The organism is Undibacterium sp. (genome assembly GCF_030683615.1).
Taxonomy (GTDB): Bacteria; Pseudomonadota; Gammaproteobacteria; order Burkholderiales; family Burkholderiaceae_D; genus Undibacterium; species Undibacterium umbellatum.
The window spans coordinates 1-23994 of record NZ_JAUXQE010000008.1; the positions used below are offsets into that span (position 1 = coordinate 1).

The 23994-nt window shown below is 48.2% G+C and carries 20 protein-coding genes; 4 read left to right on the forward strand and 16 right to left on the reverse strand.

Features of this window, described 5'->3' with window-relative positions; genetic code table 11:
- The 5 genes from Q8K39_RS05095 to Q8K39_RS05115 all read right to left on the reverse strand — a co-directional run.
- Positions 1–3224, reverse strand: a 3224-nt coding sequence (locus Q8K39_RS05095; protein ID WP_305258565.1) for a DUF4347 domain-containing protein, incomplete at its 3' end; no start/stop codon positions are given.
- Between the two features lie 2 nt (positions 3225–3226).
- Positions 3227–4075: a sulfotransferase gene (locus Q8K39_RS05100; RefSeq protein ID WP_186956663.1), complete on the reverse strand. Its 849-nt coding sequence runs from the start codon at positions 4073–4075 to the stop codon at positions 3227–3229.
- Between the two features lie 748 nt (positions 4076–4823).
- Positions 4824–5870, reverse strand: a complete 1047-nt coding sequence (gene pbpG / locus Q8K39_RS05105) for a D-alanyl-D-alanine endopeptidase (protein ID WP_305258566.1) — start codon at positions 5868–5870, stop codon at positions 4824–4826.
- A gap of 182 nt (positions 5871–6052) precedes the next feature.
- Positions 6053–6748, reverse strand: coding sequence for a nitroreductase (locus Q8K39_RS05110; RefSeq protein ID WP_305258567.1), 696 nt, complete (start codon positions 6746–6748; stop codon positions 6053–6055).
- A 4-nt stretch (positions 6749–6752) separates the two neighbouring features.
- Positions 6753–7184 (reverse strand): thioesterase family protein, encoded by a 432-nt coding sequence (locus tag Q8K39_RS05115; RefSeq protein ID WP_305258568.1) that lies wholly within the window; start codon positions 7182–7184, stop codon positions 6753–6755.
- Positions 7185–7546: 362 nt separating this feature from the next.
- On the opposite strand from Q8K39_RS05115, the gene Q8K39_RS05120 reads away from it, so the two are divergent.
- Entirely contained in the window at positions 7547–8104 is a 558-nt protein-coding gene (locus Q8K39_RS05120; RefSeq protein ID WP_186956658.1) for a phasin family protein, read from the forward strand.
- A gap of 239 nt (positions 8105–8343) precedes the next feature.
- On the opposite strand, the gene Q8K39_RS05125 is transcribed toward Q8K39_RS05120, so the two are convergent.
- From Q8K39_RS05125 to Q8K39_RS05150, 6 genes are all read right to left on the reverse strand, one after another.
- Positions 8344–9069 carry an ABC transporter ATP-binding protein gene (locus tag Q8K39_RS05125; RefSeq protein WP_305258569.1) on the reverse strand — a complete coding sequence of 242 codons (726 nt, stop codon included), beginning with the start codon at positions 9067–9069 and terminating at the stop codon, positions 8344–8346.
- Positions 9069–9839 (reverse strand): ABC transporter ATP-binding protein, encoded by a 771-nt coding sequence (locus Q8K39_RS05130; RefSeq protein WP_186956654.1) that lies wholly within the window; start codon positions 9837–9839, stop codon positions 9069–9071. Before Q8K39_RS05130 ends, Q8K39_RS05125 begins: the two co-directional genes overlap by 1 nt.
- Before the next feature lie 11 nt (positions 9840–9850).
- Entirely contained in the window at positions 9851–11041 is a 1191-nt protein-coding gene (locus tag Q8K39_RS05135; protein WP_305258570.1) for an ABC transporter ATP-binding protein, read from the reverse strand.
- Positions 11042–11052: 11 nt separating this feature from the next.
- Entirely contained in the window at positions 11053–11982 is a 930-nt protein-coding gene (locus Q8K39_RS05140; RefSeq protein ID WP_186956651.1) for a branched-chain amino acid ABC transporter permease, read from the reverse strand.
- A gap of 532 nt (positions 11983–12514) precedes the next feature.
- Positions 12515–13453, reverse strand: a complete 939-nt coding sequence (gene ispH / locus Q8K39_RS05145; protein ID WP_186956649.1) for a 4-hydroxy-3-methylbut-2-enyl diphosphate reductase — start codon at positions 13451–13453, stop codon at positions 12515–12517.
- 9 nt (positions 13454–13462) lie between these two features.
- A complete protein-coding gene (locus tag Q8K39_RS05150) occupies positions 13463–13918 on the reverse strand; it encodes a peptidylprolyl isomerase (RefSeq protein ID WP_305258571.1) in 456 nt (151 codons plus the stop codon).
- Between the two features lie 96 nt (positions 13919–14014).
- Between Q8K39_RS05150 and radC the strand changes: the two genes are divergently transcribed.
- The 3 genes from radC (at position 14015) to rpmG (ending at position 15355) form a co-directional block, all read left to right on the forward strand.
- Positions 14015–14689, forward strand: a complete 675-nt coding sequence (gene radC / locus Q8K39_RS05155) for a DNA repair protein RadC (RefSeq protein WP_305258572.1) — start codon at positions 14015–14017, stop codon at positions 14687–14689.
- Between the two features lie 236 nt (positions 14690–14925).
- On the forward strand, positions 14926–15162 hold the full coding sequence (rpmB, locus tag Q8K39_RS05160; protein WP_110257749.1) for a 50S ribosomal protein L28: 237 nt from the start codon (positions 14926–14928) through the stop codon (positions 15160–15162).
- A gap of 25 nt (positions 15163–15187) precedes the next feature.
- The gene (rpmG, locus tag Q8K39_RS05165) at positions 15188–15355 is read left to right on the forward strand and encodes a 50S ribosomal protein L33 (protein WP_110257750.1); all 168 of its coding nucleotides are present in this window, start codon (positions 15188–15190) and stop codon (positions 15353–15355) included.
- Between the two features lie 78 nt (positions 15356–15433).
- On the opposite strand, the gene Q8K39_RS05170 is transcribed toward rpmG, so the two are convergent.
- From Q8K39_RS05170 to Q8K39_RS05190, 5 genes are all read right to left on the reverse strand, one after another.
- Complete coding sequence (locus Q8K39_RS05170; protein ID WP_305258573.1) at positions 15434–18517, reverse strand: response regulator; 3084 nt, start codon at positions 18515–18517, stop codon at positions 15434–15436.
- A gap of 298 nt (positions 18518–18815) precedes the next feature.
- On the reverse strand, positions 18816–19853 hold the full coding sequence (locus Q8K39_RS05175; RefSeq protein ID WP_305258574.1) for an HD domain-containing phosphohydrolase: 1038 nt from the start codon (positions 19851–19853) through the stop codon (positions 18816–18818).
- Between the two features lie 594 nt (positions 19854–20447).
- Complete coding sequence (locus Q8K39_RS05180) at positions 20448–21068, reverse strand: ANTAR domain-containing response regulator (protein WP_305258575.1); 621 nt, start codon at positions 21066–21068, stop codon at positions 20448–20450.
- A 246-nt stretch (positions 21069–21314) separates the two neighbouring features.
- Complete coding sequence (locus tag Q8K39_RS05185) at positions 21315–22517, reverse strand: acyl-CoA desaturase (RefSeq protein WP_186956644.1); 1203 nt, start codon at positions 22515–22517, stop codon at positions 21315–21317.
- Positions 22518–22663: 146 nt separating this feature from the next.
- Positions 22664–23962 (reverse strand): mechanosensitive ion channel family protein, encoded by a 1299-nt coding sequence (locus tag Q8K39_RS05190; RefSeq protein ID WP_305258576.1) that lies wholly within the window; start codon positions 23960–23962, stop codon positions 22664–22666.
- Positions 23963–23994 lie beyond the last annotated feature (32 nt).

The following is a 23994-nucleotide window of genomic DNA, read 5'->3' on the forward strand; positions in this document are numbered from 1 at the left end:
AAGGTGGTGGTATCAACGGCAGTGGTGCCATTGTTGTTCAAAATGCCGTTGATGGCTAACTTGTCGGCAGCGTTGAGCGTGACAGCGAAGGCGGTCGAGCTGCTGGCGGTGACATTGGGGGTGGTTAATGTGTAGGAACCAGCCTGACCAGTGATGGACAGTTTGGAGACATCAATGGTGTCTCCGCCGACGATATTGACGGCAGACACGCTGAGGATGCCGGTTGCGGCATCGTAGGTGGAACTCAGAATACTTGGTGCAGCATTGGAGACGGTGATGCCGTTACCAGTTAAATCCTGGATGTTGCCACCGGTGATGGCGCTGTTCCAGTCGTCGGCAGCGGCGATGTTATAGGTGGTAGAACTGCTGGCAGAGGATGTGCCGTTTTTATTGAGCAAGTTATCGACTGCGACAATATCGGCACCAGCCAGGGTGAAGGTAAAGCTGGTGGCGGAGTTGACTTCGACGTTGCCGGTGGTCGAGAGCGTACGAGTGGCACCGCCTTCGCCAGTGATGGTCAGGGTCGAGATGTTCACATCGTTCGTGGCACCGATGGTCTTGACGAGGTTGGTGCCGGTGATGGTGAAGACGTGGGTGGTGCCATCGTAGGTGGCCGAGGTAATCGTTGGGGCTGTGACGTTGGATACGGTCACTGCATTTGTAGCATCTGCCAATGATCCTTGAGACGCATCCCATCCTGAGGCTGCTGCCAGATTAAAAGTCGTGGTATCAACCGCCGTCGTACCGTTTTTGTTCAGTACGCCATTCACCGCGAGTTTGTCGGCCGCATTCAGAGCCACCGAGAATGCAGTTGGGCTGCTTGTGGTTACATTCGCCGAAGTGAGCGTATACGAACCACCCTGCCCTGTTAGCGACAGCTTGGAAACATCAATCGTATCGCCGTTCGCCATATTGGTTCCGGTAACCGACAGTATGCCGATACTGGCGTCATAGGTGGCGCTAGTAATGGTGGATGGCAAACCGGCAGAAGTAAAGGACCAGGTGGAATTGGAAGTGATGCCGGTAAATGACTTGCTGCTACTGTCCAGGAACGAACCGCTGTCTATCAATACATAGTAGCCAGTCTTGCCAAGGAAATTGGCAGCAGGATTAATCGTAACCTTGCTATTGGCACCGCCCGTACCGCTGCTGAATGTCACCTTGCTGGTATCGGTGGCAGCGATGGTTTCCAGCACTGCATTGTCTGACTGCCGATAAATGACAATATTTTTGCTGGCAACCGCTGTGACTGCCGTGCCGAAATCAATCACCAGGTCATAGTTGGTGGGTACATCAACGATGCCATTTGCCGGAGACACCACCCCGGTAAAGTTAAAGCTGCCGTTATCGGAAGATTCATAGGCACCAATGTCAATGGACCCACCACGGTTAACTCCGCGCGCATCGGTAGTCGGCGCGCCGCTTGTGGTACCGGCACCTACGGCACTGCTGCCGCCAGCGATCGAAATAGTCTTTACCGGGCCGCCATTGTAGGCCAGTGCACCCATGCTTGGGACTGTGGAAATGGTGCCGGTCAGGTTATTGATGGTATTACCACCACTCATGGATGAGGTGTAGGTACCGGCCGTAGTACCAAAAATATTATTGGCTCCATTGACAGTCAGGTTGCGCCCCAGGACCAGATCAGCGCCATTATTGCCAGCTGCACCGGTACTTGTATTGTTCGCAATCAGATTGTTCGACAGGGTAATCACACCAGGCGATCCTTCTACGTGCAGACCCCCACCATCTGCAGATACCAAGTCTGTATTGAGCGTTGATTTGCCGATGAAATGGTTGCTGACAATGGTGTTATTGATGATGCTGCCAGTACTTCCAGAGAAGGACGAAATCTGCAATCCACCACCTTTACCTGCCACCACATTGCTTGCGCCACTGGTGTTATTGGAAAAGGTGTTATTGGTGACCGTGAAATTACCCGCCCCAATGATCCCGAGTGCGACACCACCACCGTTGGTTACAGCAGTATTGCCTTCAAAAGTGCTATTCAGCAGTGTGACCGATTTGGCAGCTAGATGAATGCCGCCACCAGCGCCAGTGGTGGTGTTGGACTGGAAACTTGAATTGCTAACGGTAATGCTACTATTGTAGTTACCGTATGAAGAAAGGCCGCCGCCATAGCCGGAAGAACTGGAATTCTTTATGACCACATGATCGATGACCACGGCACCGGTACTCGCCACGATAATGGCACCGCCTCCACGGGAAAGAGCGTACCCGGTTGCTGTGGTATTGCTGGCATTGCTCAGCGTCATACCTGAAATATTCAGTGCTGAAGTATTGGCCGCAGCATAATTATCCGCCCGAAAAATTTGCGAGCTATTGTTACCACTGATGGTCAATAAATTGCTGCCAGGTCCAATAATACTGAATGCATCCGAATCACTGGTGCCACCAACTTCGAGCGCTCCGCTGGTCAGGGTAATGGTGCCAGCGCCACTGGCGAACAGGGCTGGATCAAATACGATGGTATCGCCAGCATTGTTGCCAGTCGCGTTTAAAACCGCATCACGCAATGAACCTGCGCCACTGTCATTCAAGTTGGTGACAGTGACGGTTGCCAAATCATATTGATATTGCTGGGCTGCGATCACTGTGGTTTCCACAGTTCCGCTATGGTACTCCAATGCCCAGTCGCCATGTACGCCAGTGTCGTTCGTGGATGCTGCGACATCCGTACCCGTCACTTTTGCCAGTTGACTGACAAAACTGGTGCCGAAATCACCTTTGGCAACATCACAGCCATACAGCAAAATATCAGCCCCAGGTGCCATTGCCTTTTGTATGGTCGCCAGGCTGGACTGATAGTCAGCAAGGTTATACGAAGACAGCATGGTATTGCCGACTACCAGATAACCTTCGCCGCCATGCGAGACAATATGAACGGCAGTGATATCCGCCTTGCCTTGCAGCGCATCAGCCATTTGCTGGACGCCATTCTTGAGCGGATCAAGCGTAATGACTTCAGTGCCTGGTTTGAGCTTACCAATCAGGCTTTGCCAGTTTTGCAGCGTAGTGTCTACAAACACTACTTCATGTGCAGCGGTCAGGGGTGGAGCAGGAGCAATATTTGTTGCACTGGCGCTAGCTATTGCTGGCGTAGACTGTATATGCAGTATTGTGTCCGGTGTCAGGCTGTATGAAAAACTGGAAGATGAATTTGTATCGGAATTGGCAGTGTTGAGGGAATTGATTGGTGTCATCTTCAGTTTTCAATAGTATTCGGAACAAATTTGGCGGTAATTACATTGGCGCGGCTACCTGTCGTGTCTTTCCAGAACGATAGCTGGCTGTATTGCTGAAACAAATCGGGAGGCAGTATGGTGTCGCGGGTCTCGAAGCTGACAGCCGGCCTGACTTTGTGCAGACCCCGCATACCTAAGGGAGCATCAAACTCAGGCGCGTCATATTGGATATTCTGGAAATCATGCTCGAATGCTTCGGCTCCGATAAAGTCATAAATCAGAGGCAGCACTTTTTGCGGCGCTTGCGCCAGCAAGTCATAATCGATGAGCAGCATGGAGGCAGCGTGCTCGCTATAGAAGGCGCTCTTTAATGCAGCCCACGGGTAGCCCACCATGCGATTGCGCTGTGCCAGTGTCTCTACCCGGCTATACACAGTAGCGCGTTCGTTGTCGTCATTAAACAGGCGTGTTATTTCGTAGGGGTCTGCCGCATATTTGCGTTCTATGCTGTCCATTATCCAGGCGACATTGCGCACACAGGCAATTACTTTGGAGCCAGGAAACTGGTCCATCAGCATAGGCAAATGGGCAGTCCACATGCGATTGGTATCGAATACCACACTCTTTTCAGTATGCTCTGCATAGTAAGAATCAAACAAACCACGCACCAAACGCTTGCGCTCAGCCTTGGTAATGACGGGGCCAAATTCCGTACCGGCACCAAACTGATGCAGGATGCTGGTATACAAAGTACCGACAGGACTAGTCATTCCGGCATGAAAGCGTGGATTCTGCAGCAATAAGGCTGCCAGCAGGGTAGAGCCTGAACGCGGCAAACCAGAGATAAAATGATAAGTTGGTGTTGTCATTATTTAAAGCAAGTAAGACATAAAGTGGTGAGAATGAAGCTTCCCCAAAAACGGAGCAAGCTATTGAATAGTTGCTACACGACAGCGACGCACTAAGAACATTGAACTCTCTTGTTTTCTTACTGACCATTTGCTATGGTTTTAGAAAGTTCTTTGATGAAAAAAATAAACAAAGAGCAAGACACTACTCGAAAAATGCTAATTACTCACTAGTGCAGGCATGCAAAGAGTTAACTATGGTTAAACTTGCCTGTGATTTCCGTGGAGTAGTAGCCCTATTGTTTCGCCCTTGCATATTGCATGATGGGTAAGTCGCCACTCAGAAAATAAACTTCAAGCTGAATTAAGCTTTCAAACTCAAGAATGAAATGCCACTTTGCTGGTGAAAAAAATCAGGGCCAGGCACAGACAAATGAATCAGCAGTTTTGCGAATGCTGTTGCTCCACTCACCTTAATTAACTAAAAATTTTCAACATTGCATTACATAACTGCTTATATACAGACTCTCCATCAACCCAATCTAGAACTATCGGTCACTGTTGCCACTTCTAATCCATGCATTAAATAATTAATTGTAATCAATCATCGTAAGAGCTTCGTAAGCAGTGTCTGCGGTCAGGAATTGGTTTGAGTTGGAATGACTTAAGTGAACTGGCCAAAAAAAACCCGCCAGTAAGGCGGGTATGCTGGAAATTATATTTTCTATTCCAGATGCAGCTTTGTTGGTTGGCTGCTACCAGTTTCTGATCAGGCTCTCGGTTTGATCGTCTCAAGCCATTTTTTCATGCGATCAGCATCGGCCAGACGTGAGTACTTGCCCTTGGAGTCAAGGAAGACCATGACAATATTGCGGCCTTCAATCATGGCTTGCATGACCAGGCACCTGCCCGCTTCCGCGATATAACCTGTCTTTTGCAAGCCAATTTCCCAGGCTGGATTAATGACCAGTTTGTTTGACGTGCCGTACTCCAATGGCTTGCCCCCAGGCGCAACAATGTATTTGGAGTCAGTCGAATACTGCCTTATCACCGGATGCTGATAGGCGGCGTTGACCAATTTAACCAAGTCACGCGCGCTGGCGCGGTTTTGGCTGGAAAGGCCACTGGAATCAACATAATAAGTATCTGACATTCCTAATTGCTTGGCCTTGGTGTTCATGGCGGCGACAAACGCAGGCAAGCCACCAGGATAACTACGGCCCAATGCCGAAGCGGCGCGGTTTTCCGAGCTCATTAGCGCGATATGCAGCATGTCCGAGCGCGATAGCTTCGCTCCTATTTTCAAGCGTGAACTGGTATTTTTTTCCTTGTCGATATCATCATTGGTGACTTCAATCTGCTCGTCCATGTCTTGATGGGCCTCTACCACAACCAGGCTGGTCATCAATTTGGTAATCGAAGCAATCGGCAGAGAAACGTCGGAATTTTTTTCAAACAAGACTTTGGAGCTGTCCTGATCGACTACGTAGGCAACATTTGACTTCAACTCGAGCGGGTCTTGTGTATTCTTCAGACCTACAGTGTCACCGATGCTGGGCCTGTCCGGCACTTCGCGGACCTGAGCCACACGCTCGGCAACCACTTTACGTTTGCCATTTACCATGACAGTACGCTTGGCCAGCTTGCCAGATGCCGTTTTGATGACAATTTTCTTGGGGGATGCCGCATGCGACTTACCATGGACAGTTTGCTTTTTCGGGCTATGCTTATTTGCGTGATTGGCAGCCAACACACTAGCCATGGGCAAGAGCGCGATGAATGAAAAAACCACTGCATGTCGGGCAAATTTCACCATTAAGGACTCCAGATTAAATATGCCAAAAAGATAGTGCAGTGTAGCAAAATTCGGAAATTCCGCAAGGAAAATAAGGAGTTACGGATGCTTATTCATTCAGCGCCTTAAATAAATTTGCAAATATTTGTTAAATTGTCGACCAAATTTACGCATCTCACGCCTGCACATAGCAAGTAAATTATTTACTCATCCAAAAAATGGACGAAGTCTGCCAGAGCAGCACGCTCTGTAACGAGAGTATTTTCAACTTTGCTGTGATCAGCGTACCCAAGCGACATGCCGCAAACCAGCATTTCGTTTGCTGGAAGTTGCAAGTGATCTGCGATGATTTTGTGAAACTGGGTAAATGCTGCTTGTGGGCAAGTATCGAGACCGCGACCACGTGCAGCCACCATAATGCTTTGTAAAAACATGCCATAGTCCAGCCAGGAGCCTTGTTCCATTACCCTGTCTATGGTGAATATCAAACCAACTGGTGCATTAAAGAAAGCGTAATTGCGGCCATGCTGGGCATGCATGCCAGCCTTGTTTTCACGTCCCAAACCCAGTAAGGCATACAAGTCCCAGCCCACCTTCCGACGGCGTTCAAGATAAGGTGTCACCCATTCGACAGGATAATAGTTATATTCTTGCTCATGCCCACCCTGCCCCTCGCTATTATGGGCTGCCAGGATGGCATGTGACAGCGCATGCAGCTTCGCTCCGGTCAGCACGTAAACTTTCCATGGCTGGGTGTTACTGCCCGATGGGGAGCGAGCCGCTACTTCGAGTATTTTCTGGATATCTTCACGGGCAACCAGCTTTGGCAAAAATGCACGGATAGAGCGGCGAGAAGTGATGGCATCATCCACCACCTGTTGAGTTATCGATGTCGTCATGTGCTTAAACCTCTATGGTTTGCAATAACTGGCGCATGGGCACAGGAATGGCTGTCGGGCGACGATTCTCTCTATCCACATAGACGTGAACGAAATGACCTTGCGCGGCTGCCTTGTCTTCTCCATTTTTAAAGATTCCAACTTCATAACGCACGCTGGAATTACCCAGCTTGCTGACACTGACCCCCGCTTCGATCACATCGGGGAATGCAACCGATGCGAGGTAATTACACTGTGTTTCAATCACCAGGCCAATGACAGGGCTATTTTCTATATCCAGCACGCCATTGATAATCAGGAACTGATTCACAACGGTGTCAAACCAACTGTAATACACAACATTATTGACATGCCCGTAAGCATCGTTATCCATCCAGCGTGTGGTAATTGCATGAAAATGCTTAAAGTCTTTTCTTTGCTTTGCCGCTATTGCCATCTTTTACTAGCCCTATGCTTTATTAAGAAAATGAACTGCCCAAGAGCAAACCTCAACGTGAAAGTCTAACATAGACGGCTCACTTCATTTTCTGGTCATAATTGCCATACATAATTGCCCAAGGAAAAGTGTTTTTATTCATTTCTATTTTCCTGTTTGCGTATTTGTAACAATTATTTTTGAAACGCAATATTATTATATTGCGACGCACAAGTTTGTCTTGACATCACTTGACGATCCAATAGAATATGACTTATTGCACCGCACAAATTCATGGTTCATTAATTAAGTTTAGCGCTGCAACTTCTCACTTAGCATTCGCCAGGTTTCTTGTATTTCACTTTCCTTCTTAGGAGATTTCCATGTTTACTGCACCTGAACAACTTTCCGCCGCAACCAAAGCCAATTTCGATGCACAACTTGCCTTGTTCACAAGCTTGACAGGCAAGGCATTTGAAGGCGTCGAAAAATTCATCGAATTGAATTTGAATGCCGCCAAGTCTTCACTGGAAGAAAGCTCTGCCGCGACCAAGCAATTGCTGGCAGCTAAAGATCCGCAAGAATTTTTCAACTTGTCTGCAGCACAGGCACAGCCTACAGCTGAGAAGGTATTGGCTTACAGCCGTCACTTGTCCAATATTGCCTCTAGTACACAAGCTGAGTTTACTCATGCAGCAGAAGCGCAAATTGCCGAAACCAATCGCAAGATTTTGTCTTTGATCGATGAAGTGTCCAAAAATGCCCCCGCTGGTTCAGAGCAATTTGTGTCTTTCTTCAAAACATCGATAGACAATGCGAATGCCAGCTATGATCACATCAGCAAATCCACCAAGCAAGCTGTAGAGGCACTGGAAGCCAATCTGAACAATGCCGTTTCAACTGCGACCAAAGCTGCCACACCAAAAATCGCCAAGAAGTAAGTAGCCGCTGGTGCTTCAATAGCACCTTTCATGCTTGCATCGAAGTCAAATAAACAAGGCCCCTGTTTAAAAAACCGGGGCCTTGTTCCTAATTGATGTGCTGACCAGAGTCATCCTCATCGCAACGTGCGCCGTCCTGGTACAGTAGACAAAAAAATACCTGCAATTACTTGCAGGTATTTGAAATGCCCTGGCACACGGATGCCGTGCAGAGGGCTTACCTTACTTCGTAAATCAGATTAGCCTTCGCCCAGATAAGCTGCCTGGACTTTAGGATCATTCAACATGTCTTTGGCATTGCCGCTCATGGTGATGGCACCAGAATCCATGACATAGCCACGATGAGCTGCTTGCAAAGCCAGTTTGGCATTTTGCTCAACCAGCAGGACGGTGATGCCCTGGGCTGAAACATTACGCACTACTTCAAAAATCTTTTCTACCATGATAGGAGACAAGCCCATGGATGGTTCATCCAGCAACAGCAGATTGGGATGACTCATCAGTGCGCGTGCCATTGCCAGCATCTGTTGCTCACCACCAGACAATGTACCGGCCAATTGAGAAGCACGTTCTTTCAGTCGAGGGAAAACCGTAAACCATTTTTCAATATCGGCATTGATACCTGCTTTATCATTGCGGATATAGGCACCCATCATCAGGTTTTCCAAAATCGTCATGCGGGTAAAAACACCACGACCTTCGGGCACCATAGCCAGATGGTTTTTCACCATCTCAAAGGAATTGACATTACGGATGGAAGCCCCAAGATAAACGATCTCGCCTTCCACTTTGCAAGCTGGCAGCGTGCCCGTGATGGCTTTGAGTGTCGTCGTCTTGCCAGCACCATTGGCACCAATCAGGGTGATCAGTTCACCCTTGTTGACTTCCAGGTCTATACCTTTAACGGCCTTGATGCCGCCGTAAGCAACTTTCAGATTGCTTATCTTTAATACGTTCTCAGCCATTAGTGACCACCTCCCAAATACGCTTCGATAACTGCCGGATTTTTTTGTATGTCTGCAGGCAAGCCTTCCGCAATTGGTTTGCCATAGTCCAGAACAGTCATCCTGTCACATAAGCCCATCATCAACTTGACGTCATGCTCAATGAGCAAAATTGTCTTGCCTTCAGCCTTGATCTTGACCAGCAACTCACGCAAGGCAAGTTTCTCGGTCGCGTTCATACCGGCAGCAGGCTCATCGAGTGCCAGCAATTTTGGATCAGTTGCCAGTGCGCGGGCAATTTCCAAGCGGCGTTGATCACCGTAGGACAGGAACTTGGACGTGCGGCTGGCAAACTGGCCTATGCCGACGAAATCCAGCAGCTCTTGTGCACGCTTGCGGATATCCGCTTCTTCTTTCCGAGCAGCCGGATGACGGAAGACCGCACCAAACACGCCCTGATGAGTACGGATATGGCGGCCGACCATGACATTTTCCAGTGCAGTCATTTCACCAAATAAACGGATGTTCTGGAAAGTCCTGGCTATCCCAGCTTTGGCCACTTCATGCGGTGCTGATGGCGAGTATGGCTTGCCATCGAGTTCAAAAGTTCCCGTATCAGGCTGGTACAAACCAGTAATGACATTGAAAAAAGTTGTCTTGCCTGCACCGTTAGGCCCTATCAGGCCATAGATCTGGCCTTTCTTGATATTGATACCGACATTTGACAGCGCCTGCAAGCCACCAAAACGCTTATTCGCACCTTCGATTTTTAAGATAGTCTGTTCAGTCATCTTGATCTTCCTTAAGCTGCCGCTTCGTTATTCTTGGCCATACGATCTTCATGCTTCGGTGCGGGCCACAAGCCAGCAGGGCGATTAAGCATGATGGCAACCATGGCGAAGCCGTACAACAACTGACGCAAAACTTCAGCTTCAATCCAGACTTTACCAAAAATCAGGTTTTGCACTGGTTCAACCACATGACGCAATACTTCCGGCAATGCAGCCAGCAATACGGCACCAAGAATAACGCCAGGAATATGGCCAATCCCCCCCAGAACCACCATCGCCAGAATAACGATCGACTCCATCAGGGAGAAAGATTCTGGAGAAACAAAGCCCTGGAAGCTGGCAAACATGGCTCCGGAAACACCACCAAAAGAAGCACCCATGGAGAACGCAAGCAGTTTGACGTTACGGGTATTGATACCCATGGCCTTTGCTGCAATTTCATCTTCACGTATTGCCACCCAGGCACGGCCCAGACGGGAATCCTGCAAGCGCAGGGAGACGATCACAATCGCGATACACAGGAACAGGAACAGGAAGTAATAGGCGTTTACCGAAGGCATGCTCATGCCGAGGAAATGCACGGTCGCATTCGACCCTTCTTCACCACCCAGCGATACACCAAAGATACGGATATGGTCAATCATGTTGATCCCTTGAGGACCATTTGTAAAATTGATCGGCGCATTCATGTTGTTCATGAAAATACGGATAATTTCACCAAAACCCAGGGTCACGATCGCCAGATAATCACCACGCAGTTTCAAGGTCGGGGCACCCAGCAAGGCGCCAAACAACCCTGCCACCGCTGCGGCAAGTGGCACGATCACCCAAACGGACAAGTGAATGCCGTTCTTGGTAATTTCAGGGCCGCAAACAGCAACCAGGAATTCACCAATAACCGGGTAATTATTGACAAAGGATTCCAGAATCACCGCAAACTGTTGCGAGCCAAAAATCGCTGCCAGATAAGCACCAACTGCATAGAAAGCGATATACCCCAGATCCAGCAGACCGGCGAAACCGACTACAATATTCAAACCAAGCGCCAGCATGATATACAAGAGCGCGAAGTCGATAATCCTGACCCAGGAATTACCAAAGTTTGCCGCCACGAACGGGAACAAGACCATGACTACACCCAGCACAGCAAAACTGGCATAAGCTTTAGTCGGATTAGCTTTTACATCAAATATGGTTGACATTGATTTTCTCCTTACGCACGGTCAGCAACACGCTCACCCATGATGCCGGATGGACGCAAGGTCAGTACGATAATCAAAACGACGAAAGCAAAGATATCCTGGTAGTGACTACCTAACACACCACCAGTCAGGTCACCGATATAACCGGCACCCAGACTTTCAATCAGACCCAGCACGATACCACCTACCATCGCGCCATAAATATTACCGATACCACCCAGCACCGCCGCCGAGAAGGCTTTCAGGCCAGGTACGAAGCCCATGGCAAACTGTGCAGATGAATAGTTGGCTGCCCACATCACACCAGCGATGGCAGCCAGTGCAGCGCCAATCGCAAAGGTAGCGACAATCACCTTGTTGGAATCCACCCCCATCAAACCGGCGACACGTGGATTTTCAGCGGTAGCACGCATAGCACGACCCATCTTGGTTTTTTCCACCAGCAAGACCAGGCCAACCATCGCCAGCGTCGCCAGTACCAGCAAAACAATCTGGGTTTGGGAAATCACGGCTCCACCGATTTGCACAGGGACGAAGGACATCACGGAAGGGAAAGAGATAGGACTACGGCCCCAGATCATCATGGCAAAAGTCTGTACCAGAATGGACACACCAATCGCCGTAATCAGGGGAGCCAGACGCGGTGCATTCCGTAATCGTCGGTAAGCGACGCGTTCTATCAATAGGTTCACTGCGATACAGACCGGGATGGCCCCCATAATTGCAATGATGAGTTTGATGATGCCTGGCAAATCAGGCGCTACGACTTGCAATACTTTGATGATACTCAGACCCGCCATCGCACCAACCATCAGTACGTCGCCATGCGCAAAGTTAATCAGATTGAGTACACCATAGACCATGGTGTAACCAAGTGCGACCAGCGCATACATGCTGCCCAGCACCAGACCATTAATTATTTGTTGGATAAAGGTATCCATATTTTGCTTCTCACTTTAAGAACGAAACGAATTTCTGAAAAAACCAGGAGATGGACTGTTTGCCATCTTGCCACCAGGTAGTACCAGGCAACAACAGGCATGTTCCAGCAAAAATCATTCCTGATAAGGAAAGCGGCACCCAGACTGGGTGCCGCCGGAATTCGAACGCGCGCTAGCCAAACAGGCGCGTCATCAAAGTAGAAGCAGTAATGGCGTAATTGATACACATAGTAGAACTCTCCTCAGCAACTTTTGGTAAAAGTTTTTGTAATATATTTTGACTTAAAGGTTATCCCAGTAAAGTCGGCGGGATTATACATAGTTTGTCTCTTCTTCCAGTGGTAAAAAAGCCACCGCAAGCTACGTACTTTCCACAAGTGCCGAATACCAGAATACACGTTTTGCCAAATCCGGCAAATACCGAACTTGATTGTGCCGCAATCTTAAACACGTATTTGCAAAATAAAATATCGAAAACAACAGCCAAAACAAATTTTTAATCAAATTCACTTACTTAAGAGAGCAACAAACGTCAAATCTTCGCTGCAGCAAGCCCCTTGGGCATGGGAAAAGTCACTGCCTCCTCCACACCGTCCAGCACCCTGATACTGCGCGCGCCCAGTTGACGCAAACAGCTGATGACCTCCTGCACCAGCACTTCCGGCGCGGAGGCACCGGCGGTAACGCCGATACGCAGACTGTTTTCCAACCATTCAGGTTTGATCTGACTGGCATTGTCGACCATATAGGCGGTCACACCTTTTTTTTCTGCCACTTCGCGCAAGCGATTGGAATTCGAACTATTCGGACTACCAACCACCAAGACCAGATCCACTTGTGGCGCCATGAACTTCACGGCCTCCTGACGATTGGTGGTAGCGTAACAAATATCTCCCTTTTTTGGTTCACTAATTGAAGGAAAGCGCGCTTTTAAAGCATCTATAATTTCTGCAGTGTCGTCAACCGACAATGTCGTCTGCGATACATAGGCCAGCATGTCAGCGTTTTTCACTTGCAGGCTGGCGACATCAGCGACTGTTTCAACGAGGTACATGCCCTCTTCTGCCTGCCCCATCGTGCCCTCTACCTCAGGATGACCATGGTGGCCTATCATAATGATTTCCCGCCCTTCCTTGCGCATCTTCGCCACCTCGATATGTACCTTGGTGACTAGCGGACAGGTCGCATCAAAAATTGTCAGGCCGCGTGCTTCGGCATCCTGGCGTACGCCTTGTGAAACGCCATGTGCAGAAAATATCAAGGTATTGCCAGGCGGGACATCTTCCAGTTCTTCAATAAAGATCGCGCCCTTGGTTTTTAAGTCATTGACGACATAGGCATTGTGCACAATTTCATGTCTGACATAAATCGGTGCGCCAAACTGTTGCAGGGCGCGCTCGACTATTTCAATGGCACGGTCAACACCAGCGCAAAATCCACGCGGTTGGGCTAGTAAGATTTCTTTGTCCATAAGCTTTGATTAAAGAATTCCGATAATTTTTGTTTCAAACAGCACGGTTTGTCCGGCCAGAGGATGATTAAAATCAAACAAGGCCCCCTCCTCATCCAGTGCTCGCAAGATGCCGGCGAACTTGCCACCAGCAGGTGCAGCAAATTCGACCAGGTCGCCAATCACATATTGCTCGCCAAAAGCTGAGTTTTCTTTTAGTGTAGCCAGCGACACTCTTTGTATCAAATCGGGGTTGCGCGGACCAAAGGCTTTTTCAGGTACCAGTTCCTGAGTGGTATGCGATCCCTCTTCCAAACCCAGCAAAGAAGCCTCCAGTTCGGGAGCCAGTTGCCCGGTACCCAGTTGCAAAGTTGCAGGGCGCTCTTTAAAGGTACTGAGTATATCTTCACCATCCAGTGTTGCAAGGCGATAATGCAGGGTCAGGTAAGCGTTTGGTGTCACAGTTGGGATAGCATTGGCAGACATAATATGATGCAGAGAGAAGAAGGCTGAGAATTTGATATTGTAAGCCAGCTTTAACTTATTAAGAGGCAAGGACAGCATTCTATGGAGAAAACTTAGATGGCAATCAACGAATGGCCGGAAGACCAGCGCCCGCGAGAGCGACTAATTAAATACGGGGCAAGTGCGCTCTCGGATGCAGAATTGCTGGCAGTCTTCTTACGCACTGGTGTCACAGGTAAAAGCGCCGTCGATCTGGGACGCGACATGATCAGTCGCTTTGGCTCTCTTTCTGGCCTGTTTGCTGCCAGCCTTAAGGATTTTTCTTCCTTGCATGGCTTAGGATCAGCCAAATATGCACAATTACACGCAGTGCTGGAGCTGGCCAAACGGGCGATTTCAGAAGAATTACAGGAAAACGCTTCATTGTCCTCACCTCAGGCTGTCAAAAACTACCTGCAACTGATGATAGGAAATAAACCGCATGAATCTTTTGCTATTTTGTACCTGGATGTTAAGAACCGCCTGATCAAGTCAGAGGAATTGTTCCGCGGTACACTGAATCACGCCAGCGTTTACCCTCGTGAGGTCGTCAAGTCTGCCTTGCATCAAAATGCTGCTGCCATCATCCTGGCCCACAACCACCCTTCTGGCTCATGCGAGCCTAGTCAGGCTGATATCAGTCTCACACAGACTCTTAAGCAGGCTCTGGCATTGGTAGATGTGCGCGTGCTGGACCATTTTATCGTTGCCAATCCCCATGTGTACTCATTTGCTGAGCATGGGCTGATTTGAATATTTGTCATCCTCAGCATGGAAGTTTTGCTGCACGTAGCAAATCCATGGCGCTGACCTGGTGTCGCGTAAACTGGAGTTTACGCCAGTGTTTACCTGGAAAAAAATTAGAAAATCAAATTGTTAAATTAATTTTTTATATAAGACACATTTGTTTTTCGCAAGTCGTTGATATTTCATGAGATTTTGTTTATACTTGCGTTTTTCCAATTTCGGAATCGTCTAAGGAGTTAAACATGGCACGTGTCTGCCAAGTGACTGGGAAGGGGCCAATGGTTGGCAACAACGTTTCCCACGCTAACAACAAAACAAAACGCCGCTTTTTGCCTAATCTGCAAAATCGTCGCTTTTTCGTAGAATCAGAAAACCGTTGGGTTTCTCTGCGCTTGTCCAATGCTGGTCTGCGCGTCATCGACAAAATTGGCATCGATGCCGTTTTGACTGACATGCGTGCTCGCGGCGAAAAAGTTTAAGCTAAACTATTGTTAGGAAAATATCATGGCTAAATCTGGTCGCGACAAAATCAAGCTGGAATCGACTGCTGGTACAGGTCACTTCTATACAACCTCCAAAAACAAGCGCACTATGCCTGAAAAAATGGAGATCATGAAGTTCGATCCTAAAGCACGTAAGCACGTCATCTACAAAGAAACCAAAATCAAGTAATTCTGATTTGCGTTCTGTAGAAAAAAAACCCTGCATTGCAGGGTTTTTTTATGCCTGAATGTAAATATCAGCTACATTTCATTCACACTTGCGCGCTTCCAATTTGTGAAGCAAATACGCGAGAAATTTTCCTGTTTCCATTTCCATTAATTGAAAATGCTGGCTGGCCATCTCCAATTGTCCCTCTCTGGCACACTGTTCGATTCTCCTGGCGTATTCAATGATAGGTGTAGCACCAAAGTATCCTATAACACCTTTTAATGTATGGGCAGCTCTTTGAAGATCAGGTAATTGACGAGCTTTCAAAGCGAGGCTGATCTCGGCAAGTTGAGCAGGAATATTGCTCAGAGCCAAAGCGCCGACAATATCCAACACCTCAGTATCGGTCTTTTCCAGCGCACGTGCATAGTCAAATTCAGGCAAAGCTTGGAGGAATTCTTCTTGCCGATCAGTATCAGTAAGCTTGGTAACGCTATCTCTGCATACAGAGGAAATGCTTTGCATCAGCTTCGTCGTTTGTATAGGTTTGGATAAATAATCATCCATACCGGAAGCCAGGCAACGTTCGCGATCTCCTTCCATGACGTTGGCCGTCATCGCGATAATCGGTAAATGACCGCCATTCTGCGCTTCATGCGCACGTATGGCCATACTTGCCTCCATGCCATCCATCACCGGCATTTGGATATCCATCAGCACGAGATCAAATTTTTCTGTTACTGCTAAACTGACTGCATCTTTGCCATTATCACAAACCCTCACACTATGGCCAGCTTTCTCGAGAAGTTTGACTGCAAGTTGCTGATTGACCAAATTATCTTCTGCAAGCAGGATTAAGAGTCTCTTCCCAGACAAAGCTGCACCGTCTGCAAGTGGCGATGGTTTAGCGATAGTGGCTCTATTTAGTTCAAATGCACTGAGAAGCGCAGCTCTCAACTCGGGCAAGCGAATAGGCTTATTCAAATACCATTCAATACCAGCCATGCGACAACGGTCAGCATCACCACGTATGCCAGCAGACACCATCATGATCACTTTGGGTGAAAGCGTTGGCGTGTAGTCCGCCATTTTCTTTTGCACTAAAAATCCATCCATTCCAGCCATGTGTGCATCCAGCAAGACCAAATCATAAGCATTGCCGGAAAGTTGGGCGCGCTGCATTTCTTCCAGTGCTTCCTGGCCAGTTTCAACGCAGATGGAGTGTGTGCCCATTTTACGCAAAGAATCAGCCAGAAATTGACGATTAGCGTTGCTGTCATCCACAATCAGCACCTTACGCTGCGGTAAGATAATGCTCTGCGATGGGGAGTTTTCTCCATCCCTCATCAGGCGTATCACAAAGTGAAAAGTACTGCCGTGTCCCAATTCACTCTCCGCCCAAATACGTCCCTGCATCATCTTCACAAGGCGAGATGAAATTGACAGCCCTAAACCCGTTCCGCCATATTTCCTGGTGATGGAATTGTCGGCCTGTGAAAATGAATCAAAGATGCTGGTAATCTTGTCTTGCGGAATCCCAATGCCGGTATCGGTGACTTTAAAATGCAGTTGCACATCTCCGCCAGGCAAAGTCTCCTGCCTAACGTGAACAACGACCTCACCACGCTCAGTGAATTTGATTGCATTACCGACGACATTAAACAAAATTTGCCGTATGCGAACAGAGTCGCCGATGAGGTTGTTATTACCGTCGACATCGGTGTCAGCTACTAACTCCAGGCCCTTTTGCTCCGCAGGAATGACCAGAGTCCTTAATGCATCATCAAGCATCCTGGGAAGATCAAAAACCACGTTTTCCAATACCAGTTTGCCTGCTTCAATCTTGGACGAGTCGAGAATATCATCGATGATGGTCAACAACGAATCGGCAGATGACTTGATCAAATTGAGATATTGTCGCTGTTCGCGATTCAAGCTGGTATCGAGCGCCAGCTCAGTCATACCCAAAATGCCATTCATTGGTGTACGGATTTCATGCGACATGGATGCGAGGAATAGACTCTTTGCAACGTTGGCGGCCTCTGCCATTTCTTTTGCAGTCAGCAATTCTTCTTCATGTTGCCTGCGCTCGGTGATATCGACAACAATGCCAACCAGATGTTTCGACTTGTCCGCGTCGCCTTGCTTGATTTCGCCTGCCACCTGTATCCAGCATTCACGACCATCAAATGGCCTGATGATCTTGTACTCATAACTGAATCTGGTGTGCTGCGCTATCGCTTCGGACATAGCCGTACTCACGATTTCTCTGTCTCCAGGAGAAATCATTTGTAACCAGTTGGCGTATGTTTTTTCAAAATCTGGCGGCAAGCCAAAGATCGTATCCATGGTGTCGGAACAATCGAAAGTCTTACTCTCGATATCCAGCGAGTAGCTGCCAATGTGCCCAACTTCTTGCGACTGCCGCAAAATGGCTTCACGCTCGACTAATTTCTGCTGCATACCCTCCCTGGCGTTCAATGCCTTAAACAAAAGACCAAAAAGGAAAAAGGCGCATAAGTTGATGACAACTGCGGTACCCAGTACCATATTCCTGTGCGCCTCATATGGCTCCAATACTTTTTTTACAGACTCACCGACGACGAAGCTTAACTGATACTCTGGGATCCTGGTATATCCATAAATCCTTTCAACACCGTCAACTAGAGCAACTCGTCGATAATTTCCTGCCAGGCTGGGCGTTGACGACAAGGAAAGGAAACTAATGTCAATGACTTTACCCAGCATGGATTCCATGGCTGGATAACGCGCCATTACCTCACCACCGTCACGCAACACAGTCACTGCACCGCCTCCTGACACTGTAAGTTTTTTTGCCAATGCAGTAAATTGATCGGGGCTGACAGAAACCACCAGTACACCATCGAACCTGCCCTGCCTAAAAATCGGGCGAGTAAACTGCAGTGACCACTTGCCGGATACTTTGCCCTTCAGAGGTTTGCTGATAAACAGCGAGTCAATCTCAGGGCTGTCATGGTGCACACGAAAATGTTCACGATGGCTCAAATCCACCTTTTCGTTCGGCTTCGACAGATTTGAAAATTGCATCATACCGTCTTTGTCGATGACCGCTACCTGGAAAGAGATGTCCTGCAAGATTTCCTGACGACGGCGTACTATTTCGGCAAATTCTGCCCAGTTACCATGCCAGTCATTGCGCATGTCCAGCAATACTTCATTGATACGCCGGACTACGGACTGTGAATATTCGGCAAACACCTGTGATTGCACATAAGTACGAACGTTTGCTTCTTGCAAGTATTGAGCACGGCTGCGAAACAGCTCATAGGCGACAAAGCTCCAGGTCAACAGTAGCGTCAGGGCAAACATCAGTATTAACTGATGGCGAAATTGTTTTCTGGCTGTTTTCATTTGTTTTATCCACTAAGGCACGCAGCTCTAATTACTCAGTGCGCGCATACCTGACAATAAAAATCCATATCCGAAACATTCGCTTGCATCAATCCTTCAAGCGCACTTTCACTTCCATGACTTCATCCCAGGCCTCGATAAATGCTGTGACGCAAACAGGGCAAAAATGTCTGCCCGAGTTGTCACGCAAAAACTGCAACGCATCCTCGTCAGACCAGGCTTTTTTGTAGGGGCGTGCTGAAGTCAAGGCGTCAAACACGTCTGCGACTGCCACTATGCGGCCTGAAAGAGGGATATTTTCTCCAACCAGATTATTTGGATATCCGGTTCCATCATATTTTTCATGATGGGTTCTGGCAATTTCCTCACCGAGTCTTATTAAAGGCGCAGAACTGCCGGCCAGAATCACAGACCCAATTTCTGCGTGCCGCCGCATGATGCGCATTTCATCGTCATCCAGCCTCCCTGGTTTCAACAAGATATGGTCTGGAATCCCTAGTTTGCCCACGTCATGCATAGGTGCTGCATCAAGCAAGAGCTGTTGAAATTCAGCAGATAGCCCCATTTTCTTTGCAATAATCCGGGAGTAGTGTGCCATTCTCTGCACATGAGCTCCGGTTTCAGGATCCCGGAATTCGGCGGCCTTCGACAGCCTCACGATCAATTCCCTTTCCCTTTCGACGATGGCAGCTGTCGCCAGTTGCACCTCATGCTCCAACAACTTGGCCTTGTCCTTGATCAAATTCTGAGAGTGTCGCAAGGCGAGTAAATTGCGTACACGGCTACGGCATTCAGGTATATCCACTGGCTTGGCAAGAAATTCGGTTGCCCCTAATGACAAGGCCTCATGCCTGACCGCCTTCTCGTTTTCTGTGGTCACCATGACGATTGGGACATCCATACAATGCGTCAACTTCCTGACACTGCGAATAAAATCATGTCCGTTCAATCCCGGCATCATATAGTCAACCAGAATGAGATCCGGCGTATTTGACCGACACCAGTCACAAGCTTTAATCGGGTCATCAAAACTGATCGCCGCTTCACCACTGACTGATTCTGTCAGCGTCGCCAGCAGCAACAGGTTCACAGCATTATCGTCAACGATCAATACTTTAGGTTTCATGGTCATCCTTTTCGCCAATCATTTTTATGCATGCTGGCATACAAATTATTCCATTCGACAAACTTTTCACCAGATAAGATAAAGTGTTTTTCAAGCGCAAATATCACTCTAAACTCGCGTCGTTTTGTTACGCTCATTGAGCCAAATTGATAGGAGTCGCCGAGCATTTATCGGATTCAATACCAAACTCGCGAATACCTGACCCAAAGCAAAGAAACACGCTACAAGGGCCAGGAAAATTGACAGGAGCCTGTTGTGTAATTACCATCAACATATCTGTTCCTTTTGGTCTCCACACGCTATGGTGCGCAAGACAAAACAAGGTTCGTGCAGACGCTTGGACAATCGCCAGCGAAAAACAAGAAACGATGAGTTTAGGGAAAGACGGCGGTTCTGGGCCGATTAAACCGTCAGCTTGTCGCAGCTATAGGGCGACGACAGACGGCATTTTATGAGACATCCCATAACGGGGAAGTGGTTATAGGACAGGTGAACTAACTTTATGTAGGTTTACCTGAAGAGAATAGTAGCTGAAATTTTCTATCCGGCAATCAAGTGAAACAAGATTTAACCATCTTTTTAATGCTGCCAGATTTATTTGGCACTAAACAGTTTTTTAAATTGGTTGATGGCTTCTTCTGCCTGTAAGAGCTCACTTGCAACCTCATGGATAGGCCGACGGTTAGAGCGGGCATGATTACGCAAAACATCAAACGCAACTTGCCGGTCTGACTGAAATTTGGTCATCAACAAGCCGACCGCCATGCTGGTTTCACGACCAGATGCCAGAGCAGATGTGAGATTAAGTTCACTTTTCTTCAATTGTTTGATTTCTTTGGCGCGCGCAAGACTTGCCTCAACCGTGGGGACGATGTTCAATACATCCACTGGCTTCACCATGTAGCCGACCGCGCCGTACTCAACTGCCTGCTTGACGATCTCAGCATCTGAAGTGGCAGACAGAAACATAAATGGAATGCCAGTTTCCAGGCGTAAATGATTCGCCAGATCAAGGCCCGACATGCCGGGCATATTAATATCAAGCAGGGCAATATCGGGCTCTTGCATCAAGATGATATTCAATGCATCTTCACCGCATTCAGCCTGAAAGATCTCATAATCAGCTTTTTCAAGAATCCTGCTAAGAAGAGTGAGTGTGAACTCATCGTCGTCAACTAACAGTATGCGACTTTTTATATTGGCACTGGCAAGCATTTAATCCTCTTCTGTTATTTTCAAGCACTTGCGTGCGCATCCAATAAGTCTCAGCACCAGCACTCACTTTACTGTATCAATAAATAGGTGACCCGAAAACAATTAATTGATCAGGTAAGCAGAATTTTTCCAGCAGTCACAATGTTTAACCATCATGCATGCGCAAGCCACAGCTAGGCTCAAAATACATTGTGGCAAACAAAAAACGGCACCAAAGTGCCGTTTCGAGATGCAGTAAGTAAACAATCAAGCGTAAGTACGCAGCCTGAGCGAAAACTCTCGCAGAGTTTGGATGCCTGATGCTTCAGCGCGCACACACCAGTCCTGCAATTGCTGAACCAGTTGTTCACGGCTGACGGTAGAACGCTCCCAGATCAGGCCCAGTTCCACACGCATATCATGCATGGTCTTCAGGGCGCGGCTATGGGCCAGGACTTCTGATAACTGCTGCTGTTGCGGCGCTTCCAGCTTGTTCGGCTCACGTTGCAACAGCTTCTTGGTGGTCTTCAGCATGTGTGCTTCAAACATGGCTTTTTCACGCAGATTGGCAACCTCGTCGCGCCATGTGCGGCGCAGGGACTTGGCATATTTGGCCATAACGTCATAACGATTGGTGATAACAGCCTGCAGGGTTTCCAGATCGACTGCAGCCTTGATTTCCTTGAATTTGGGTTCTGGTGCCACTTTCTTGACCTTGGCCAAACCGACAATTTCCATACTGCGTATGTACAGCCAGCCTATATCAAACTCATACCATTTGGAGGAAAGCTTGGCCGAAGTACCGAAGGTATGGTGGTTGTTATGCAGCTCTTCGCCACCAATCAAGATACCAATCGGCAAAATATTGCGTGAAGCATCGGTACAGTCATAATTGCGATAACCCCAGTAGTGACCTATGCCATTGATAATGCCAGCAGCAGTAATAGGTATCCACGCCATTTGCACTGCCCAGACGGTAGCGCCAATCACGCCGAACAACATCAGGTCGATTATCAGCATCAGCGCCACGCCCTGCCAGCTAAAGCGGGTATAGACATTCCGCTCCATCCAGTCGTCAGGGGTACCATGGCCATATTTTTCCATGGTTTCCATGTTTTTACATTCTGCACGGTACAGCTCGGCGCCTTCGAACAAGACTTTTTTGATACCGCGTGTCACCGGGCTATGCGGATCTTCTTCAGTTTCACATTTAGCATGGTGCTTGCGATGTATCGCCGCCCATTCCTTAGTCACCTGGCCTGTCGTCAGCCACAGCCAGAAACGGAAAAAATGACTGGGGATGGCATGCAACTCCAGGGCGCGATGTGCCTGACAGCGATGCAGGAAGATGGTCACACTGGCAATCGTGATATGTGTCACGACCATAGTGAAGATGAAGACTTGCCAGCCAGTGGCGCGGGTCAGGCCATTGGACAGAAAATCAACTACGGTATCGATAAAAGTGCTCAAAATGACATGTACTCCATTGTTATTGACGACATCTCGGTTGATTTCGCAAAACCGATATCAACTATAATCAGTATAGACATGGGACGGCATTGTACGCCGTTTTAGAATGTTTCCACCAATTTTAAAACTAAAATTATTGCCTAGCTTCAAGTTTCTTTGACTGGACTGTTAATTAAGGTCACAACCCTGTGCGCATAGGGTAAATTCACCTGTTGCTCCTGCAAAACCTGCCACAGAGCAAGATTAACGGCAGACATCACGCTGGAGCGCCCGTTTTCCGGGTCGGCAATCCAGAAGCCTACCCGCAGATCAAATCCATCAGCTCCAAACTTCATCAAGTAAGCTGCGGGTGCCGGGTCTGCACAAACGCGATCTACTGTAGCTGCAGCTTCTCCCAGCAGAGGCAATATCATACTCAGATCAGCTTCATAGCCCACAGTCAAATCTGTCCACATTGCGACAGTCCGGTCGCTCAGTGAGTAATTCTGCACAGGGGTGGACACCAGCATTTCATTCGGGATGACCGCTTCGCCACCGTCCTGTCCCTGCAAAACCGTGTAGCGGGTATTGATTTGCGTTACCCGTCCACTGAATTTATCGACCGTAATCATGTCACCTATGGACATGCTGCGATCCAGCAGTATGATAAAACCCGACACATAGCTGCTGGTGATTTTTTGCAGACCAAAACCCAGGCCTACACCAAGAGCACCACCAAACACAGACAACACTGTCAAGTCCAGGCCTACCAGGGTCAGGCTGATAAGGATGGCCAGCAAAATCAGCACAGCCCTGCCGACACGAGACAATACCACTTTCAAAGAAGTATGTGCATTTGGCAAAAGCATCAGGCGGCTTTCCAGTGCCGCACTGGCCCACATAGCCACCACCAGAGTGATGACAACAGAAGCCATGGCCTGGAGTATGGTCAGTATGGATACTTTGTTTTTACCTATCGGCAAAACAACCTCATCCAGCGCAGTAAGCAATTCTTGCCCCAGACCTGTGAAATGCAAGACCACACCCATCCACACCAGACCGGCGAACAGTTTTTCAAATACAGCGAGGAAACTACCTATGGAGCCGTCGCGGGCAAAGGTCTGGCGAACAACATAAAAACCAAAGCGGATTAACGCCAATGAACCAATAATCGGAAATAGCAAGGACAGCAAATGCGTATGCTGCCATTTACCTAAAATCATTTTTGCAATCAGAATAAAAATCAGGGCCAGGGCTGGCGAAAGTACACGGGTAAAACTTTCTACACCCAGCCTGACGACGCCAGAATCGGCGTCAGTGGTACTGACGCTGCGCCTGAGGGCGCGTGACAACACCCAGGCCAGGCCAAAACACAAGATGACTACCCCTACTTGCCAGTAAAAATCAGGCTGGCCTAAATCCTTCGATAAGTCAGACAATAAACTGGCAAGTAAAGGCGTACTCATAGGGTGTAGTGATAGTGCGTGCTCAAAGACAA

Excerpts from the sequence above, each read along its gene's own strand:
- Q8K39_RS05100 (WP_186956663.1), bottom strand. The coding sequence starts at position 4,075 with ATGACAACACCAACTTATCATTTTATCTCTGGTTTGCCGCGTTCAGGC.
- pbpG (WP_305258566.1), bottom strand. The coding sequence starts at position 5,870 with ATGGTGAAATTTGCCCGACATGCAGTGGTTTTTTCATTCATCGCGCTC.
- Q8K39_RS05110 (WP_305258567.1), bottom strand. The coding sequence starts at position 6,748 with ATGACGACATCGATAACTCAACAGGTGGTGGATGATGCCATCACTTCT.
- Q8K39_RS05115 (WP_305258568.1), bottom strand. The coding sequence starts at position 7,184 with ATGGCAATAGCGGCAAAGCAAAGAAAAGACTTTAAGCATTTTCATGCA.
- Q8K39_RS05120 (WP_186956658.1), top strand. The coding sequence starts at position 7,547 with ATGTTTACTGCACCTGAACAACTTTCCGCCGCAACCAAAGCCAATTTC.
- Q8K39_RS05125 (WP_305258569.1), bottom strand. The coding sequence starts at position 9,069 with ATGGCTGAGAACGTATTAAAGATAAGCAATCTGAAAGTTGCTTACGGC.
- Q8K39_RS05130 (WP_186956654.1), bottom strand. The coding sequence starts at position 9,839 with ATGACTGAACAGACTATCTTAAAAATCGAAGGTGCGAATAAGCGTTTT.
- Q8K39_RS05135 (WP_305258570.1), bottom strand. The coding sequence starts at position 11,041 with ATGTCAACCATATTTGATGTAAAAGCTAATCCGACTAAAGCTTATGCC.
- Q8K39_RS05140 (WP_186956651.1), bottom strand. The coding sequence starts at position 11,982 with ATGGATACCTTTATCCAACAAATAATTAATGGTCTGGTGCTGGGCAGC.
- ispH (WP_186956649.1), bottom strand. The coding sequence starts at position 13,453 with ATGGACAAAGAAATCTTACTAGCCCAACCGCGTGGATTTTGCGCTGGT.
- Q8K39_RS05150 (WP_305258571.1), bottom strand. The coding sequence starts at position 13,918 with ATGTCTGCCAATGCTATCCCAACTGTGACACCAAACGCTTACCTGACC.
- radC (WP_305258572.1), top strand. The coding sequence starts at position 14,015 with ATGGCAATCAACGAATGGCCGGAAGACCAGCGCCCGCGAGAGCGACTA.
- rpmB (WP_110257749.1), top strand. The coding sequence starts at position 14,926 with ATGGCACGTGTCTGCCAAGTGACTGGGAAGGGGCCAATGGTTGGCAAC.
- rpmG (WP_110257750.1), top strand. The coding sequence starts at position 15,188 with ATGGCTAAATCTGGTCGCGACAAAATCAAGCTGGAATCGACTGCTGGT.
- Q8K39_RS05170 (WP_305258573.1), bottom strand. The coding sequence starts at position 18,517 with ATGCGCAATGACTGGCATGGTAACTGGGCAGAATTTGCCGAAATAGTA.
- Q8K39_RS05175 (WP_305258574.1), bottom strand. The coding sequence starts at position 19,853 with ATGAAACCTAAAGTATTGATCGTTGACGATAATGCTGTGAACCTGTTG.
- Q8K39_RS05180 (WP_305258575.1), bottom strand. The coding sequence starts at position 21,068 with ATGCTTGCCAGTGCCAATATAAAAAGTCGCATACTGTTAGTTGACGAC.
- Q8K39_RS05190 (WP_305258576.1), bottom strand. The coding sequence starts at position 23,962 with ATGAGTACGCCTTTACTTGCCAGTTTATTGTCTGACTTATCGAAGGAT.